The following is a 15,657-nucleotide window of genomic DNA, read 5'->3' on the forward strand; positions in this document are numbered from 1 at the left end:
GTCTCCCTCGTTGAGTGTGCCAGGGATCTGACTCGTTATGGTTAAAGACTCCGCAGACGATCGCAGTGTCACTATATAATCCTGAAACGTAAGACTTAATTAGCTTTAACAGTTAAATATTGTAGTGCATGCGCCTGGTTTCGCTACTTTATGGCGTATTTTTGCCTATTTCCAGGATTATTCCATCACTACTGTAAAATCACGTTTACACTTTTTCAGCGAAGAGATAGATTGGAGGGATTGCATTTCATTGAATAAGTATGGCAACGCTGGAAAGAAGATGAATTATCAGAACGACGACTTACGCATTAAAGAGATCAACGAATTATTACCTCCCGTTGCGCTCCTGGAAAAATTCCCTGCTACCGAAAATGCTGCAAACACCGTTGCACATGCTCGCAAAGCGATCCATCAGATCCTCAAGGGCGATGATGATCGTCTGCTGGTAGTGATCGGGCCCTGTTCTATTCACGATCCGGCGGCGGCGAAAGAGTACGCTTCCCGTCTGCTGCCCCTGCGCGAGGCGCTGAAAGGTGAGCTCGAGATCGTCATGCGGGTCTATTTTGAAAAACCGCGCACCACCGTTGGCTGGAAAGGGCTTATCAACGATCCCCATATGGATAACAGCTTCCGCATCAACGACGGGTTGCGCATTGCGCGCAAACTGCTGCTGGACATCAACGACAGCGGCCTGCCGGCGGCGGGGGAATTCCTCGATATGATCACCCCGCAGTATGTCGCCGATCTGATGAGCTGGGGCGCCATTGGCGCGCGTACTACCGAATCCCAGGTGCACCGTGAGCTTGCTTCCGGACTCTCCTGCCCGGTGGGCTTTAAAAACGGTACCGATGGCACCATCAAGGTGGCTATCGATGCGATTAACGCCGCTGGCGCACCGCACTGTTTCCTGTCGGTCACCAAGTGGGGCCACTCCGCCATCGTGAATACCAGCGGTAACGGCGACTGCCATATTATTTTACGCGGCGGCAAAGAGCCGAACTACAGCGCGAAGCACGTGGCGGATGTGAAGATCGGCCTGGCGAAAGCGGGCCTGCCGGCGCAGGTGATGATCGACTTCAGCCATGCCAACTCCAGCAAGCAGTTCAAGAAGCAGATGGAAGTGGGCGCCGACGTATGCCAGCAGATTGCCGGCGGTGAGCGGGCGATCATGGGCGTGATGATTGAAAGCCATCTGGTGGAAGGCAACCAGAGCCTCGAGAGCGGTGAACCGCTGACTTACGGCAAGAGCGTTACCGACGCCTGCATCGGCTGGGAGGATACCGAAACGATCCTGCGCCAGCTGGCGGAAGCGGTGAAAACCCGCCGCGGCTAAGCGAATCTGCGCTGGCGCAGGCAATAAAAAAAGCGTGGAGATTTCCACGCTTTTTTGTTCTCACCGGGAGGAATTACTTCGCTTTACCCTGGTTGGCGACGGCAGCAGCTTTCGCCGCGATCTCTTCCGCGTTGCCCAGATAGTAATGTTTGATCGGCTTGAAGTTTTCATCGAACTCATACACCAGCGGTACGCCGGTCGGGATGTTCAGTTCGAGGATCTCGTCTTCGCCCATGTTGTCGAGGTATTTCACCAGCGCGCGCAGGGAGTTACCGTGAGCGGCGATGATCACGCGCTCACCGCTTTTCAGGCGCGGCAGAATGGTTTCGTTCCAGTAAGGCACGACGCGGTCGATGGTCAGCGCCAGGCTTTCAGTGGTCGGCAGTTCCGCGTCGGTCAGTTTTGCATAGCGCGGATCGTGGCCCGGGTAGCGTTCGTCGTCTTTGGTCAGCTCCGGCGGAGTGACGGCGAAGCCGCGACGCCACTGTTTGACCTGCTCGTCACCGTATTTCTCCGCGGTTTCCGCTTTGTTCAGGCCCTGCAGCGCGCCGTAATGACGCTCGTTCAGCTTCCAGGACTTCTCCACCGGCAGCCAGGCCTGATCCAGTTCGTCCAGCACGTTCCACAGGGTGTGGATGGCACGTTTCAGCACGGAGGTATAAGCAAAATCAAAGCTAAAGCCTTCAGCCTTCAGCAGTTTACCTGCCGCTTTCGCTTCGCTAACGCCTTTCTCGGACAGATCAACGTCGTACCAACCGGTGAAGCGGTTTTCGTTGTTCCACTGGCTTTCGCCATGACGAACCAGTACCAGCTTAGTTACAGCCATTCTCTTACTCCTCTCTACACGCCATCCTTCACGCCGCGAACGGCGCGCTGAACGTGATGGTGTCTGTGTTATTGATTGATAACTATTCTCATTATATTGCCGTGATTTGGCTCACGGCAATGCTTATCCCTAACCATAGCGAAAATAGTGGCTCAGTGTAAGGTGCTTGTAATACACAGGTTATTTTTTTGTCCTTTAATGACGGAAAATAGAGCAGGATGATGAAAAAAGAGGCGGGGAGATAGCGAGGGAGGCGAAAAATAGCGCCCCCCGATGGAGGGCGCTGGCGGTTATCGGGCGATAAACTGATATTCGGTCAGGCTGACATACTCCTGACCCGGACGTAATACACAGTCCGGCTGCGGCCAATGCGGATGGTTCGGCGAATCCGGCAGGAATTCGCTCTCCAGCGCCAGCCCTTGCCAGTCGGCGTAGGGCTGCGTCGTCTGCGACGGCGTGCCGCCGAGATAGTTGCCGGAGTAGAACTGCAGCGCCGGGGCAGAGGTATAGACCGTCATCTGCAGCTTGCCGTCCTGCGACCAGACCTGGGCTGCAGGCTGGTTGGCGTCGCCTCTGGCGTCCAGCAGGAAGGCATGATCGTATCCCTTCACCTTTTGCTGATCGGCGTCGGCGAGGAAGTCGGCGGCGATGGTTTTCGGCTGGAGGAAATCAAAGCTGGTGTTAGCAACATCTTTCAGTTCACCACCCGGGATACCATCGCTCTCTACCGGCAGATACGCCTGGGCGAGGATCTGCAGCTGGTGCTGGCGCACATCGCCCTGCACACCGTCGAGGTTGAAATAGACGTGATTGGTCATGTTCACCGGGCAGGGTTTATCCACGGTGGCGCGATAGGTAATCGCGATGCGGTTATCGTCGGTCAGACGATAGTGCGCGGTGGCCTGCAGCGTGCCCGGAAAGCCTTGATCGCCGTCGGGCGAGGTCAGGGCGAACAGCACTTCCTGCTCGTCGGCGCGGACGATATTCCAGCGACGTTTATCAAACCCTTCCGGGCCACCGTGGAGCTGGTGACCCGCGTCGTTTGACGGCGTGACGTTAACGAGCTGGCCGTCAAGCGGGAAGCGGCTATTGCCAATACGGTTGGCGTAGCGGCCTACCGAGGCGCCGAGGAACGCGGCCTGACGGGAGTAATCTTCCAGCGTCGCGCAGCCCAGCAGCGGACGACGCACGCTGCCATCGGCCAGTGGCACCTCGGCACTGAGCAGCGTCGCGCCCCAGTCCGCCACGGTGACGGTCATCCCCGCCTTATTGCGCAGGGTCACCTGCTGCCATGGCTGGCCGTCCGGCGCCAGCGCGGTGGTTTGCGTTACCATTGGCCTGCCCCCTGTGACGGTTTGCAGACATAGAACGTCTCTTTAATTCCGGTTTTCGCTTCATACTCGTTGGCAACGGCCTGCTGAACGGTATCGACCAGATCTTCCGGCACCAGCGCAACAATACAACCGCCAAAGCCGCCGCCGGTCATGCGTACGCCGCCTTTATCGCCGATCGCGGCTTTAACAATCTCCACCAGGGTGTCGATCTGCGGGACGGTGATCTCGAAATCATCGCGCATCGAGGCATGGGATTCGGCCATCAGCTCACCCATCCGCTTCAGGTCGCCTTTTTCGAGAGCGCTGGCGGCTTCCACGGTGCGGGCATTCTCCGTCAGCACATGGCGTACGCGCTTCGCGACGATCGGATCCAGCTCATGGGCGACAGCGTTAAATTGTTCAAGGCTGACATCGCGCAGGGCGGGCTGCTGGAAGAAGCGCGCGCCGGTTTCGCACTGTTCACGACGGGTGTTGTACTCGCTGCCGACGAGGGTACGCTTAAAGTTGCTGTTGATGATCACCACTGCCACGCCTTTCGGCATCGAGACGGCTTTGGTACCGAGTGAACGGCAGTCGATCAGCAGCGCGTGGTCTTTTTTACCCAGCGCCGAAATCAGCTGATCCATGATGCCGCAGTTGCAGCCGACGAACTGGTTTTCCGCCTCCTGGCCGTTCAGCGCAATTTGCGCGCCGTCCAGCGGCAGATGATACAGCTGCTGGAAAACGGTCCCGACGGCGACTTCCAGTGAGGCTGAGGAACTTAATCCCGCGCCCTGCGGTACATTGCCGCTGATCACCAGATCCGCGCCGCCAAAGTGGCTGTTCCGCTGCTGCAGATGCTTTACCACGCCGCGGACATAGTTCGACCACTGCTGGGTGTCGTGGCTGATAATCGGCGCGTCGAGAGAGAACTCATCGGTCTGATTGTCGTAATCGGCGGCAATCACCCGCACGGTACGATCGTCACGCGGCGCACAGCTGATCACCGTCTGGTAGTCGATGGCGCAGGGCAGCACAAAACCGTCGTTATAATCGGTATGCTCGCCGATCAGGTTGACGCGGCCTGGCGCCTGAATCACGTGGCTGGCCGGGTAGCCGAAGGCGTCAGCAAACAGGGTTTGGGTTTTCTCTTTCAGACTCATCATTACACTCCGGATTCACGAAAATGGACGTCGCTGACGGCGCGCAGTCGTTCGGCAGCTTGCTCGGCGGTCAGATCGCGCTGGGTTTCGGCCAGCATTTCGTAGCCAACCATAAACTTGCGGACCGTCGCGGAGCGCAGCAGCGGCGGATAAAAGTGGGCATGAAGCTGCCAGTGGTTATGGTCTTCGTCGTTAAACGGCGCGCCGTGCCAGCCCATGGAGTAGGGGAAGGAGCACTGGAACAGGTTGTCGTAACGGCTGGTCAGCTTTTTCAACGCCAGCGCCAGATCGCTGCGCTGGGCGTCGGTGAGATCGGTAATACGCTGCACATGCGCTTTTGGCAGCAGCAGCGTTTCGAACGGCCAGGCGGCCCAGTAAGGCACCACCGCCAGCCAGTGCTCGGTGTCGACCACCGTGCGGCTGCCGTCGGCCAGTTCGCGCTGCACATAGTCCAGCAGCATCGGCTGGCCCTGTGCGGCGTAATAGTCTTTCTGCAGACGGTCTTCCCGTTCCGCTTCATTGGGCAGGAAGCTGTTGGCCCACACCTGGCCGTGCGGGTGCGGGTTGGAGCAGCCCATCGCTGCCCCTTTATTTTCAAAAACCTGAACCCACGGGTAGCTTTTCCCGAGGTCCGCGGTCTGCTCCTGCCACGTTTTAACCACGCCTTCCAGCGCTTCAAGGCTCAGTTCCGGCAGCGTTTTGCTGTGGTCTGGCGAGAAGCAGATCACCCGACTGGTGCCGCGGGCGCTCTGGCAGCGCATCAGCGGGTCGTCACTCTCCGGCGCGTCCGGGGTGTCGGTCATCAGGGCCGCAAAGTCGTTGGTAAATACGTAGGTACCGGTGTAATTCGGGTTGGTGTCGCCCGTCACGCGGGTGTTGCCCGGGCACAGGAAGCAGTCCGGATCGTGGGCCGGCAAGGTCTGTTTTGCCGGCGTTTCCTGCGCCCCCTGCCAGGGGCGCTTGGCGCGATGCGGAGAAACCAGAATCCACTGCCCGGTTAACGGGTTATAACGACGATGTGGATGGTCAACGGGGTTAAATACGCTCATGAAGGTTCCTTAGTCTGGATAACCCTGCGGATGACGGGACTGCCAGTGCCAGGTGTCCTGCGCCATTTCGTCCAGGTTGCGCGTCACGCGCCAGTTCAGCTCGCGGTCGGCCTTGGCAGCGTCCGCCCAGTAGGCCGGGAGGTCGCCATCGCGGCGCGGCGCGAAATGGTAGTTAATGGGTTTGCCGCAGGCCTTGCTGAAAGCATTGACCACGTCGAGCACGCTGCTGCCGACGCCGGCGCCAAGGTTGTAGATATGCACGCCGGCTTTGCCAGCCAGTTTTTCCATGGCCGCGACGTGGCCATCGGCGAGATCCATCACGTGGATATAATCGCGCACGCCGGTGCCATCTTCGGTCGGGTAGTCGTTACCAAAAATGGCCAGCGATTCGCGACGGCCAACGGCGACCTGGGCGATGTAAGGCATCAGGTTGTTCGGGATCCCCTGCGGGTCTTCCCCCATGTCGCCCGACGGGTGGGCGCCGACCGGGTTGAAGTAGCGCAGCAGCGCAATGCTCCACTCGGGCTGGGCTTTCTGCAGGTCGGTCAGGATCTGTTCCACCATCAGTTTGCTTTTGCCGTAGGGGCTTTGCGGGGTACCGGTCGGGAAGCTTTCGACATACGGGATTTTCGGCTGGTCGCCGTAGACGGTGGCGGAGGAGCTAAAGATGAAGTTCTTCACGCCTGCGGCGCGCATGGCAGAGACTAATTTCAGTGTGCCGGTGACGTTATTGTCGTAATATTCCAGCGGTTTGGCGACGGACTCCCCGACGGCTTTCAGCCCGGCGAAGTGGATCACCGCTTCAATCGCGTGATCGTGGAGGATCTCCGTCATCAGCGCTTCGTTACGAATATCGCCTTCAATAAAGGTGGCTTCTTTGCCGCCAAGACGTTCAATCACCGGCAGTACGCTGCGCTTGCTGTTGCAGAGATTGTCGAGGATCACCACCTCATGTCCCTGCTGCAGCAGTTGAACGCAAGTATGACTTCCAATGTAACCGCTACCACCTGTAACCAGAACTTTCATGATTCGCTCCATTCGGCTTATCGTTTGTGAGGAAGATAGCATATCAAAGAAGTGAAAAGTGTGACATAGGGCAAGTTAGTGGAATCGTTTACACTTGAGATATAAATAGCGTAAATTTTATATTTTTCATTTTAATTCATTGTGTTATGTTTGTTTGGCGCTATTTTTCTGAAAAATACCAGGGATCTTTCGACCCCTGGCAGAGGGCGTCAGGCCACGGGACCGAGCTGATAAGTGTAACCGTCTCCACTGGGGATAAACGCCAGACGGTGGGTAATACAGTCCGGTGCGTCTTCGGCATGATGTGAGACAAACAGCAGTTGCGTCGCGCCTTCGCCAATCAACACGTCGACAAAGCGCCGCACCAGCTGGCGATTGAGGGGATCCAGCCCCTGCAAGGGTTCATCAAGGATCAGCAGGGTCGGATGCTTCACCAGCGCGCGGACGATGAGCGCCAGCCGCTGCTGGCCCCACGACAGGCTATGAAACGGCGCGTCGGCGGTACGTTTATCGATACCGAGAATATCCAGCCACTGCTGTACCAGTTTGTGCTGTTTGTCGGAAACTGCCTGATAAATGCCGATAGAGTCAAAGTAACCCGACAGAATAACGTTGCGGACGTTGGTGCTGACCCGGTAATCCAGATGCAGGCTGCTGCTGACGTAGCCAATATGCTTTTTGATGTCCCAGATGGTCTCGCCGCTGCCGCGACGGCGGCCAAAGAGCGTCAGATCGTTGCTGTAGCCCTGCGGATGATCGCCGCTGATCAGGCTCAGCAGCGTGGATTTACCGGCACCGTTGGGGCCGACGATCTGCCAGTGTTCGCCCGGGTTTACGGTCCAGGAAAGGTGGTTGATGACCGGGCGATCGTTATAGGAGACCACGCCGTCATTGAGCACGATTCGCGGCGCTGTGTCTGCCAGCGCTTGCCGGGCCGGCGGGACATCCGGCTCCGGCAGGCTGATACCGTCCAGTTTTTCACTGTGCGCCAGCTGGGCCACCAACGCCTGCTGCAGCAGGGACGACGTCGCGCCGGTGTCGATGAGAGTGCAGTCAGCCAGCACGCCGGCAAATTGCACGAACTCCGGGATCTCATCGAAGCGGTTGAGAACCAGCACCAGGGTGATGCCGGCGCGATGCAGGTCGGCCAGCAGGGCGGCCAGCTGCTGGCGGGAACTGACGTCGAGGCCGTCGAAGGGCTCGTCGAGGATCAACAGTTGCGGATCGCTCATCAGGGCCTGGCACAGCAGGGTCTTACGCGTTTCGCCGGTCGACAGATACTTAAACCGCCGGTTCAGCAGGGCGCTGATGCCAAACTGTTCGGCAAGCTGCGCGCAGCGGGCAGGATCTTTTACCTCATCCTGGATAATCTCCGCCGTGGTGCGACCGGTATCTTCTTCACCGGGGCTGAGCAGGTCGGTGTTATTGCGTTGCCACTCGTCGCTGACCAGCTTCTGCAACTGTTCGAAGGAGAGGCGGGTCACGCGGGAGAACTGGCTTTCGCGCTGGCCGCTGAGCAAGGTCAGGTCGCCGGCAAGCGCCCGCGCGAGGGCAGATTTGCCGCTGCCGTTACTGCCGACAAACGCCCAGCTTTCACCGGTGGTCACGCGCAGATGGTCTATTTTTAAGGTTTTTGTATCGCTCAGGCGAAACGTGCCTTGCGAAATTTGCAATGATGACATGATGTATCCCATTTTTTGCAGCGATGTGCATCAGGGATACGTCTTCAGGCGCGTAATGTCAATGGGGTCAGCATAACGTCGCGAGAATGATGCGATCGGCATTGAAGTAAGCGATCGCCTCCGTCCCTTCCGCCAGGCCAGACGTGTGCGCTTGCGGCAGGGTGGCGCACAGGGTCTGGCCGTCCGCCAGGGTCATCAGCACTTCGCACTGTCCGGACCCGCATTCGAGATGGCTGATGCGGCCAGGTAACTGGTTATCAGCCTGGCGGGCCACGTCCGGGTCAAGGGTGATGCCGACCCAGGGCGCTTTCAGCAGCACCAGCACCTCCTGGCCCTCATCGAGCCCCAGCTTCTTAGCGCTCTGCGCGGTAATGGCGACGTTCAGGCGGGTCTGCCCGTCGGCCAGCAGCACCTCGACGTGCTGCTGTACCCGCTGGCGATCGCGACCGGTAATGGTGCCGAACCACTGGTTACGGGCGCTGGTTTGCAGAGAAAAGCGTGAAATAGCCGCCAGCAGGCTGTCCAGCGGCAGGGCATCGTCATCGCTGAGGACGTCAAAGGCTTTCTGCTGGATCTGCGCCAGCAGATCGTACAGCTGGATCAGGCGCTGCCCATAGCGGGTCAACACCGCGCCGCCGCCGCCTTTACCCCCGGTGGCGCGATCCACCAGCGGCTGTTCGCTGAGCTGGTTCATCTCGTTGATCGCATCCCACGCGCTCTTATAGCTGATGCCCGCGTGCTTTGCCCCCTGGCTTATCGAACCGGTCTGGTCAATCTGTTTAAGCAGGGCGATCCGCCGGGGATCGGCAAACAGGCGCTGCTGTAGCTTAAGGGTGAGAAGAATTTCGGCCTGCATAATCGTATCCTGACAAAAAGCCTATTGTGACTGATAGCGGCCCTGATGCAAAATGCTGCTGCGCGGTTTTGTTACTTCCCACCGCACAAATGGGGCGTGTTTTTTCGGCTGAAACCGTTACAATCAGGGTATCGTACTATCTGGAGTGAACCATGTTAGAGCTTTTGAAAAGTCTGGTTTTTGCGGTCATCATGGTACCGGTGGTGATGGCGGTGATCCTGGGGTTGATTTACGGCCTCGGCGAAGTGTTCAACGTCTTTTCCGGTGTAAGTCGTAAAGATCGCAGCCAGCAAAATCACTGATTTCCCGGCGCCCGGTTTAACCGGGCGCTGTGCTATTTCCTTCCTCTATATTTTCCCTTCGTTTTATTGTTCTGAGTCACTATAAAAAAGCCTGGCTTACCGTTATATTATCGACTACATAACGAATTGACAGGAGATTCAGATGGCAGGTTCTTGGTTACGCGGCTTTATCGGGGCATCACTCACGCTGTTCGTCGCCGGGCAGGCACTGGCGCAAGAGGGGAAAGTGACCGTTTTCGCCGCCGCGTCGTTAACTAACGCGATGCAGGATATTGCCCAGGCGTATAAGAAAGAAAAAAACGTCGATGTTGTGTCGTCGTTTGCCTCGTCGTCGACGCTGGCGCGGCAGATTGAAGCGGGCGCGCCGGCGGATCTGTTTATCTCCGCCGATCAGAAATGGATGGATTACGCGGTAGAGAAAAAAGCCATTGATACGGCGACCCGTACGACCCTGCTTGGCAACAGCCTGGTGGTGGTCGCGCCAAAAGCCAGCGAACAGGGGACGATAACCATTGATGAGAAAACCAACTGGACCAGCCTGCTGAAAGGAGGCCGTCTGGCGGTGGGCGATCCGCAGCATGTCCCGGCCGGTATTTATGCCAAAGAAGCGCTGCAGAAACTCGGTGCCTGGGAGACGTTGTCGCCGAAGCTCGCCCCGGCTGAAGACGTTCGCGGCGCGCTGGCGCTGGTGGAGCGCAACGAAGCGCCGCTGGGGATTGTCTATGGCTCCGATGCCGTAGCCAGCAAAGGGGTGAAAGTGGTTGGCACCTTCCCGGAAGCCTCGCATCAGAAAGTCGAGTACCCGCTGGCGATTGTCGATGGTCACCGCAACGCGGTCGTGAGCGCCTTCTATGACTACCTGAAAGGGCCGGAAGCCTCCGCTATTTTTAAACGTTACGGATTTACCACTCACTGATGTTTCTGAGCGAACCCGAATGGCAGGCGGTGCTGCTGAGCCTGAAAGTCTCCTCCCTGGCGGTGGTATTGAGCTTACCCTTCGGGATCTTTTTTTCCTGGCTGCTGGTACGGCGTTCCTTTCCCGGCAAGGCCCTGCTCGACAGTATTCTCCATCTGCCGCTGGTGCTGCCGCCGGTCGTGGTCGGGTATCTGCTGCTGGTGGCCATGGGACGACGCGGATTTATTGGCAGCTGGTTGTATGACTGGTTCGGCATCAGCTTTGCCTTCAGCTGGCGCGGGGCGGTACTGGCGGCAGCGGTGATGTCTTTCCCGCTGATGGTGCGCGCCATCCGCCTGGCGCTGGAAGGGGTGGACAGTAAACTGGAACAAGCGGCCAGAACCCTTGGCGCCAGCCGCTGGCGGGTATTTTTCACCATAACATTGCCCCTGACCCTGCCGGGAATTATCGTCGGCACGGTGCTGGCCTTCGCCCGCTCGTTAGGGGAGTTTGGCGCGACCATCACGTTCGTTTCCAATATTCCCGGCGAAACGCGCACCCTGCCTTCGGCGATGTACACCTTGATCCAGACGCCGGGCGGGGAAGGGGCGGCGGCCCGCCTCTGTATTATCGCCATCGTGCTGGCGCTGGTCTCGCTATTGATTTCGGAATGGCTGGCCCGCGTGAGTCGTCAGCGCATGGGAGGATAATGATGCTGGAACTGGACTTTACCCAGACCCTTGGCAGCCACAGCCTGCAGATCCGTGAAACCCTGCCCGCCAGCGGTATTACCGCTATTTTTGGCGTCTCCGGCGCGGGCAAAACCTCGTTGATCAACGCCATCAGCGGCCTGACCCGTCCGCAGACGGGGCGGATCGTACTCAATGGCCGGGTGCTGAACGACACCGCGCAGCGTATCTGCCTGGCCCCGGAGCAGCGCCGTATCGGCTATGTCTTTCAGGATGCGCGCCTGTTTCCTCACTATAAAGTGCGCGGCAATCTGCAGTATGGGATGGCGAAATCCATGGTCAGCCAGTTCGATAAGCTGGTGGAGCTGTTGGGGATTGCGCCGTTGCTGGATCGCCTGCCAGGCCGACTGTCTGGCGGCGAAAAGCAGCGGGTGGCTATCGGCCGCGCCCTGCTGACCGCACCGGAGCTGCTGCTGCTGGATGAGCCGCTGGCGTCGCTGGACATTCCGCGCAAACGCGAGCTGTTGCCCTACCTGCAGCGGCTGGCGCAGGAGATCCATATTCCGATGCTCTACGTCAGCCACTCGCTGGATGAGATCCAGCATCTGGCCGATCGCGTGCTGGTGCTGGAGGCCGGTAAGGTGAAGGCGTTCGGTCCGCTGGAGGAGGTCTGGAGCAGCAGCGTGATGCACCCCTGGCTGCCGGCGGAACAGCAAAGCACTATCCTCAGCGCCACTGTCGCCGCGCAGCACCCGCAATACGCGATGACCGCCCTGGCGCTGGGGGACCAGCTGCTGTGGGTTAACCGACTCGATCGTCCCGCCGGCGAGAGTGCAAGGATCCGCATTCAGGCGTCGGACGTCTCGCTGACGTTAGCGCAACCGTCCGGGACCAGTATTCGTAATATCTTGCGCGCCCAGGTAGTTCAGTGTCTGGAGGTCAACGGGCAGATTGAGGTGCAGCTCAGGGTGAGCGGTCGTCTGCTGTGGGCCCGAATCAGCCCGTGGGCGCGGGACGACCTGGCGATAGCGCCAGGCCAGCAGGTGTTTGCCCAGATCAAAAGCGTGTCGATTGCTGCCTGATTACAACAACTGGCGGTAGATAAACTCGGCGATGCTGGTGGACTCATTGTCGCCGATAACCACGTTGGCGCGAGCTTTCACCTCGTCCACCGCATTGCCCATCGCCACCCCGGTGCCCGCCGCCTCCAGCATACTGAGATCGTTATAGTTATCGCCGAAGGCAACGACATCCTTCATCGACAGCCCCTGGTCGGCCACCCATTGCGCCAGCCGTTTGCCTTTGCTGTTGCCGGCGCGAGCGATATCCACCTGATCGTGCCACGACCATTCACACTCGAGTCCCAGGGTCTCGCCGACCTGCTGCGCAAACCGCTGCAGACGGGGAATATCATCGTCAGTGAGGGCGAATTTCCATACCGCGTTGACTTCGCGGACCGCCTGCGCCAGCGAGTCGACCTGGCTGAAGACCGGGCGCTGATCCTCCGGTAACGACTGCGCCCAGTTGCGGGTGCGGATCACGTGCCCGGTGGGCTGCTCGAAAAGCATGGCATCATCTACATACGCCAGGCCGTGAATCTGCTGTTCGGCAAGCATAGTGGTCAGGCTGACGGCGTGATCGACCGACATCGGATCGGCGGCCAAAACCTTTTTTGCGTGATAATCATACAAATAGGTGCCATTACAACAAATTGCAGGTGTATCGAGAGCCAGTGCCTGATAAAAAGGATGAATCGCGACGTGATGACGTCCGGTAACGACGATCACCTGATAGCCCGCCTCTCTGGCGCGAGCCAGCGCCTCCAGCGAAGCGGGAAGGATTATTTTTTTGCTGGTGAGCAACGTGCCGTCTAAATCCAGGGCAATCACGCGTGTTGTCATGTGTTATTTCCGGTTGATGTTGAAAAGTGACCTGGCCATGATGGTACACCGCCGTGGCGTCAGGACCAATTTTTCCACATCTGCCGTCAATGTTTGTATGCCCTTTGTGCCGCTGTCCGGCGGAAATCCGCTGGACTTTGCGAGTATCATGGGCGGATGTCTTATAATTTTCAGGGTGCTGTTATCCTGAAAATGAAAATTCCATGTGCAGTGAGGGAAGGAGTAGTCATGAAACAAACCGTTTATACCGCCAGCCCGGAAAGCCAACAAATCCACGTCTGGAGTCTTGAAGCGGACGGCAAACTGACGCTGGTGCAGGTGGTTGATGCCCCGGGGCAGGTACAGCCGATGGTGGTCAGTCCCAACAAGGAGTACCTGTACGTTGGCGTTCGTCCGGAGTTTCGCGTGCTGGCCTATCGCATCACGCCGGATAACGGGGCGTTAACCTTTGCTGGCGAAGCGGCGCTGCCGGGCAGCCCGACCCATATTTCTACCGATCATCATGGCCGCTTCGTGTTCAGCGCTTCCTATAATCAGGGTTGCGTCAGCGTGACGCCGCTGCAGGACGGTCTGCCGGGTGAAACCGTCACCGTGGTGGAAGGCCTGGAAGGGTGCCACTCGGCCAATATCTCCCCGGACAATCGCACCCTGTGGGTGCCTGCGCTGAAGCAGGATCGCATCTGCCTGTTTACGCTTAGCGACGATGGTTTCCTCTCGGCGCAGGAGCCGGCGGAAGTGACCACCGTTGAGGGGGCCGGTCCACGCCACATGGTGTTCCATCCCAACCAGCAGTATGGCTACTGCGTCAATGAACTGAACAGTTCAATCGACGTCTGGGAGCTGAAAGATCCGAATGGCAATATCGAATGTGTACAAACTCTGGATATGATGCCGCAGGATTTCACCGGCGTGCGCTGGGCTGCGGATATTCATATCACACCGGATGGCCGTCATCTGTACGCCTGCGATCGTACCGCCAGCATCATCACGGTATTTAGCGTCTCGGAAGATGGCAGCGTGCTGGCTGTTGAGGGCTATCAGCCGACCGAAACCCAGCCACGTGGCTTTAACCTCGATCACAGCGGTAAGTATCTGATTGCGGCAGGTCAGAAGTCGCACCATATTGCGGTGTATGAAATTGCCGGCGAGCAGGGGCTGCTGCAGGAGAAAGGCCGCTATGCCGTAGGGCAGGGCCCAATGTGGGTGGTGGTCAACGCCCACTAAACCATCAGGCGGCAGTAAAAGAAAAAACCTCGCAGTCGCGAGGTTTTTTTATCAGAGCGGACAGGCTCTGTAGGGAAGGCGCTGTGTTGGCGGACCAGTTAGATATCGTCCATGGTGTAGCCGACGACAATCTCCAGTGTTTTACGGATGACGTCCGCGGTGACCACGTCATCGGTGGTTTCCAGCGCCTGAATCAGCCATAAGATAATGGCCTTATTGTTCAGATGCCCCTCTGACTGCAGAATACTGTTGATGGCGAGCGACATGACGGCGGACTCATCAACCAGTTTATCACCGGCGTTACGGAAATAGTCTGAGAGCGCGGTGTCCTGCAGTCCTGCGTAAATATCGGGTTGCTGATGCATAGTCTGTCTCATCACATTCTCACTCTGTTTTATTCACCATGGTTGGGGCGATCAGTGGATCTTTTTGCTTTCCGACGCCATATTGCTTTGCGCCAGCGATCCTCTGGATTCCCAACGGCCATTGATTTTCTTTACCTGCAAAGGCGCTTGCTTGCGTTGTTGGGCTAGCTTTGCGCAAATTTCTTCGATCACCGCCGCGATGATTTTTCGTCGCTGGCAATCTGGCTCCGTCGCCTGCATCAACCGAAGCCGGACCAGCAGGGTCGGGGTAGTAATTGGGCGATTCGTTTTCAACAGCGCGAGAACCGCCTCGCCGATGATTTCATCGGTTATTTCCTCAGTTTCACTGCTTTTCATAACCGTCTCTCTGCATGCCACTCTTTTCTGAATGGACAAAGGCCATTCAGGTCAGCAGCAGGTTTATGGACAGCGATCGCCCCATCTCTGCTGCGTCTGTTGCATCAGGCGACGATCGATGACGTTACTCCTGACCGGCAAACAGCAAACCAATTAAGGTTTGATAATGGCTCTCTTCTTCGGGAGCACGGGCGCGGTCAAGGCGGTTCAACAGTTTGGTACACAGCGCCTTGCGGTTGAGATGGCGTCCTTCATTAAGAATATCCATCACGATCTGACCCAGCGTCTCCTGTTGGGAAGGTAACGATGCTTTATTGAAATACTGGGCAATTGCGTTCGCTGTATCTGGAATGTAACCATTCTGCTGCATATGTGCTCCTTTAATTTCACTCATCTGTTAACTGCCAATAAACTTATACAATAATTATTAACTTGTACATAGAAAGTTGCGCAATAATGCGGCTATTGTTGTTAAATTTATGATTTTTAATGAAATATTTGTTTTTATTTGGGGTGATTTTGACTTGTAAAGGTAGGGTTTAGCGTTGCATGTTGTACAAGGAAAGAAAAAAAGAAAAAACCTTGCACAAAATATGGTTTTTTAGTGTATCTTTTTTGTTAATACAAAATGTAGTTTTACAAGACGATTAGCCTGATAACTGCTACTGTGAATGCT

17 protein-coding genes are annotated in these 15,657 nt (G+C 57.4%); 6 read left to right on the forward strand and 11 right to left on the reverse strand.

The annotated features are described in order from the left end of the window. The first annotated feature begins 280 nt into the window (after nt 1-280). The gene (gene aroG, locus ACKLKD_RS06385) at nt 281-1,333 is read left to right on the forward strand and encodes a 3-deoxy-7-phosphoheptulonate synthase AroG (protein ID WP_012542422.1); all 1,053 of its coding nucleotides are present in this window, start codon (nt 281-283) and stop codon (nt 1,331-1,333) included. A gap of 73 nt (nt 1,334-1,406) precedes the next feature. On the opposite strand, the gene gpmA is transcribed toward aroG, so the two are convergent. The 7 genes from gpmA to modE form a co-directional block, all read right to left on the reverse strand. Further along, nucleotides 1,407-2,159, reverse strand: coding sequence for a 2,3-diphosphoglycerate-dependent phosphoglycerate mutase (gene gpmA / locus ACKLKD_RS06390; protein WP_002895089.1), 753 nt, complete (start codon nt 2,157-2,159; stop codon nt 1,407-1,409). Nucleotides 2,160-2,449: 290 nt separating this feature from the next. Continuing rightward, complete coding sequence (gene galM, locus ACKLKD_RS06395) at nt 2,450-3,493, reverse strand: galactose-1-epimerase (protein ID WP_087805753.1); 1,044 nt, start codon at nt 3,491-3,493, stop codon at nt 2,450-2,452. Continuing rightward, a complete protein-coding gene (galK, locus tag ACKLKD_RS06400; protein WP_025711793.1) occupies nt 3,487-4,635 on the reverse strand; it encodes a galactokinase in 1,149 nt (382 codons plus the stop codon). Before galK ends, galM begins: the two co-directional genes overlap by 7 nt. A gap of 2 nt (nt 4,636-4,637) precedes the next feature. After that, complete coding sequence (gene galT / locus ACKLKD_RS06405) at nt 4,638-5,684, reverse strand: galactose-1-phosphate uridylyltransferase (protein ID WP_025711792.1); 1,047 nt, start codon at nt 5,682-5,684, stop codon at nt 4,638-4,640. Between the two features lie 9 nt (nt 5,685-5,693). Next, the gene (gene galE, locus ACKLKD_RS06410; RefSeq protein WP_025711791.1) at nt 5,694-6,710 is read right to left on the reverse strand and encodes a UDP-glucose 4-epimerase GalE; all 1,017 of its coding nucleotides are present in this window, start codon (nt 6,708-6,710) and stop codon (nt 5,694-5,696) included. 209 nt (nt 6,711-6,919) lie between these two features. Continuing rightward, complete coding sequence (modF, locus tag ACKLKD_RS06415; protein WP_025711790.1) at nt 6,920-8,392, reverse strand: molybdate ABC transporter ATP-binding protein ModF; 1,473 nt, start codon at nt 8,390-8,392, stop codon at nt 6,920-6,922. Nucleotides 8,393-8,459: 67 nt separating this feature from the next. Next, on the reverse strand, nt 8,460-9,248 hold the full coding sequence (gene modE, locus ACKLKD_RS06420; RefSeq protein WP_025711789.1) for a molybdenum-dependent transcriptional regulator: 789 nt from the start codon (nt 9,246-9,248) through the stop codon (nt 8,460-8,462). A 152-nt stretch (nt 9,249-9,400) separates the two neighbouring features. On the opposite strand from modE, the gene ACKLKD_RS06425 reads away from it, so the two are divergent. The 4 genes from ACKLKD_RS06425 (at nt 9,401) to modC (ending at nt 12,216) form a co-directional block, all read left to right on the forward strand. After that, the gene (locus tag ACKLKD_RS06425) at nt 9,401-9,550 is read left to right on the forward strand and encodes an AcrZ family multidrug efflux pump-associated protein (protein WP_025711788.1); all 150 of its coding nucleotides are present in this window, start codon (nt 9,401-9,403) and stop codon (nt 9,548-9,550) included. A gap of 142 nt (nt 9,551-9,692) precedes the next feature. Further along, complete coding sequence (gene modA, locus ACKLKD_RS06430; protein ID WP_025711787.1) at nt 9,693-10,466, forward strand: molybdate ABC transporter substrate-binding protein; 774 nt, start codon at nt 9,693-9,695, stop codon at nt 10,464-10,466. Further along, on the forward strand, nt 10,466-11,155 hold the full coding sequence (gene modB, locus ACKLKD_RS06435) for a molybdate ABC transporter permease subunit (RefSeq protein ID WP_087805755.1): 690 nt from the start codon (nt 10,466-10,468) through the stop codon (nt 11,153-11,155). The genes modA and modB overlap by 1 nt, the downstream gene beginning before the upstream one ends. 2 nt (nt 11,156-11,157) lie before the next feature. Beyond that, nucleotides 11,158-12,216, forward strand: coding sequence for a molybdenum ABC transporter ATP-binding protein ModC (gene modC, locus ACKLKD_RS06440; protein ID WP_087805761.1), 1,059 nt, complete (start codon nt 11,158-11,160; stop codon nt 12,214-12,216). On the opposite strand, the gene ACKLKD_RS06445 is transcribed toward modC, so the two are convergent. After that, nucleotides 12,217-13,035: a pyridoxal phosphatase gene (locus ACKLKD_RS06445; protein WP_025711784.1), complete on the reverse strand. Its 819-nt coding sequence runs from the start codon at nt 13,033-13,035 to the stop codon at nt 12,217-12,219. Nucleotides 13,036-13,263: 228 nt separating this feature from the next. On the opposite strand from ACKLKD_RS06445, the gene pgl reads away from it, so the two are divergent. After that, the gene (gene pgl, locus ACKLKD_RS06450) at nt 13,264-14,259 is read left to right on the forward strand and encodes a 6-phosphogluconolactonase (RefSeq protein WP_025711783.1); all 996 of its coding nucleotides are present in this window, start codon (nt 13,264-13,266) and stop codon (nt 14,257-14,259) included. A gap of 98 nt (nt 14,260-14,357) precedes the next feature. Here pgl and ACKLKD_RS06455 read toward each other — a convergent pair whose 3' ends face one another. The 3 genes from ACKLKD_RS06455 to ycgZ all read right to left on the reverse strand — a co-directional run bounded on the left by ACKLKD_RS06455 (nt 14,358) and on the right by ycgZ (nt 15,351). Next, the gene (locus ACKLKD_RS06455; RefSeq protein WP_025711782.1) at nt 14,358-14,624 is read right to left on the reverse strand and encodes a biofilm development regulator YmgB/AriR family protein; all 267 of its coding nucleotides are present in this window, start codon (nt 14,622-14,624) and stop codon (nt 14,358-14,360) included. 51 nt (nt 14,625-14,675) lie between these two features. Further along, on the reverse strand, nt 14,676-14,981 hold the full coding sequence (locus tag ACKLKD_RS06460) for a hypothetical protein (protein WP_042929181.1): 306 nt from the start codon (nt 14,979-14,981) through the stop codon (nt 14,676-14,678). Between the two features lie 124 nt (nt 14,982-15,105). Continuing rightward, entirely contained in the window at nt 15,106-15,351 is a 246-nt protein-coding gene (ycgZ, locus tag ACKLKD_RS06465) for a regulatory protein YcgZ (RefSeq protein WP_025711780.1), read from the reverse strand. Nucleotides 15,352-15,657 lie beyond the last annotated feature (306 nt).

The organism is Klebsiella sp. 10982 (genome assembly GCF_048589245.1).
In the GTDB taxonomy this organism is placed as follows: domain Bacteria; phylum Pseudomonadota; class Gammaproteobacteria; order Enterobacterales; family Enterobacteriaceae; genus Klebsiella; species Klebsiella quasivariicola.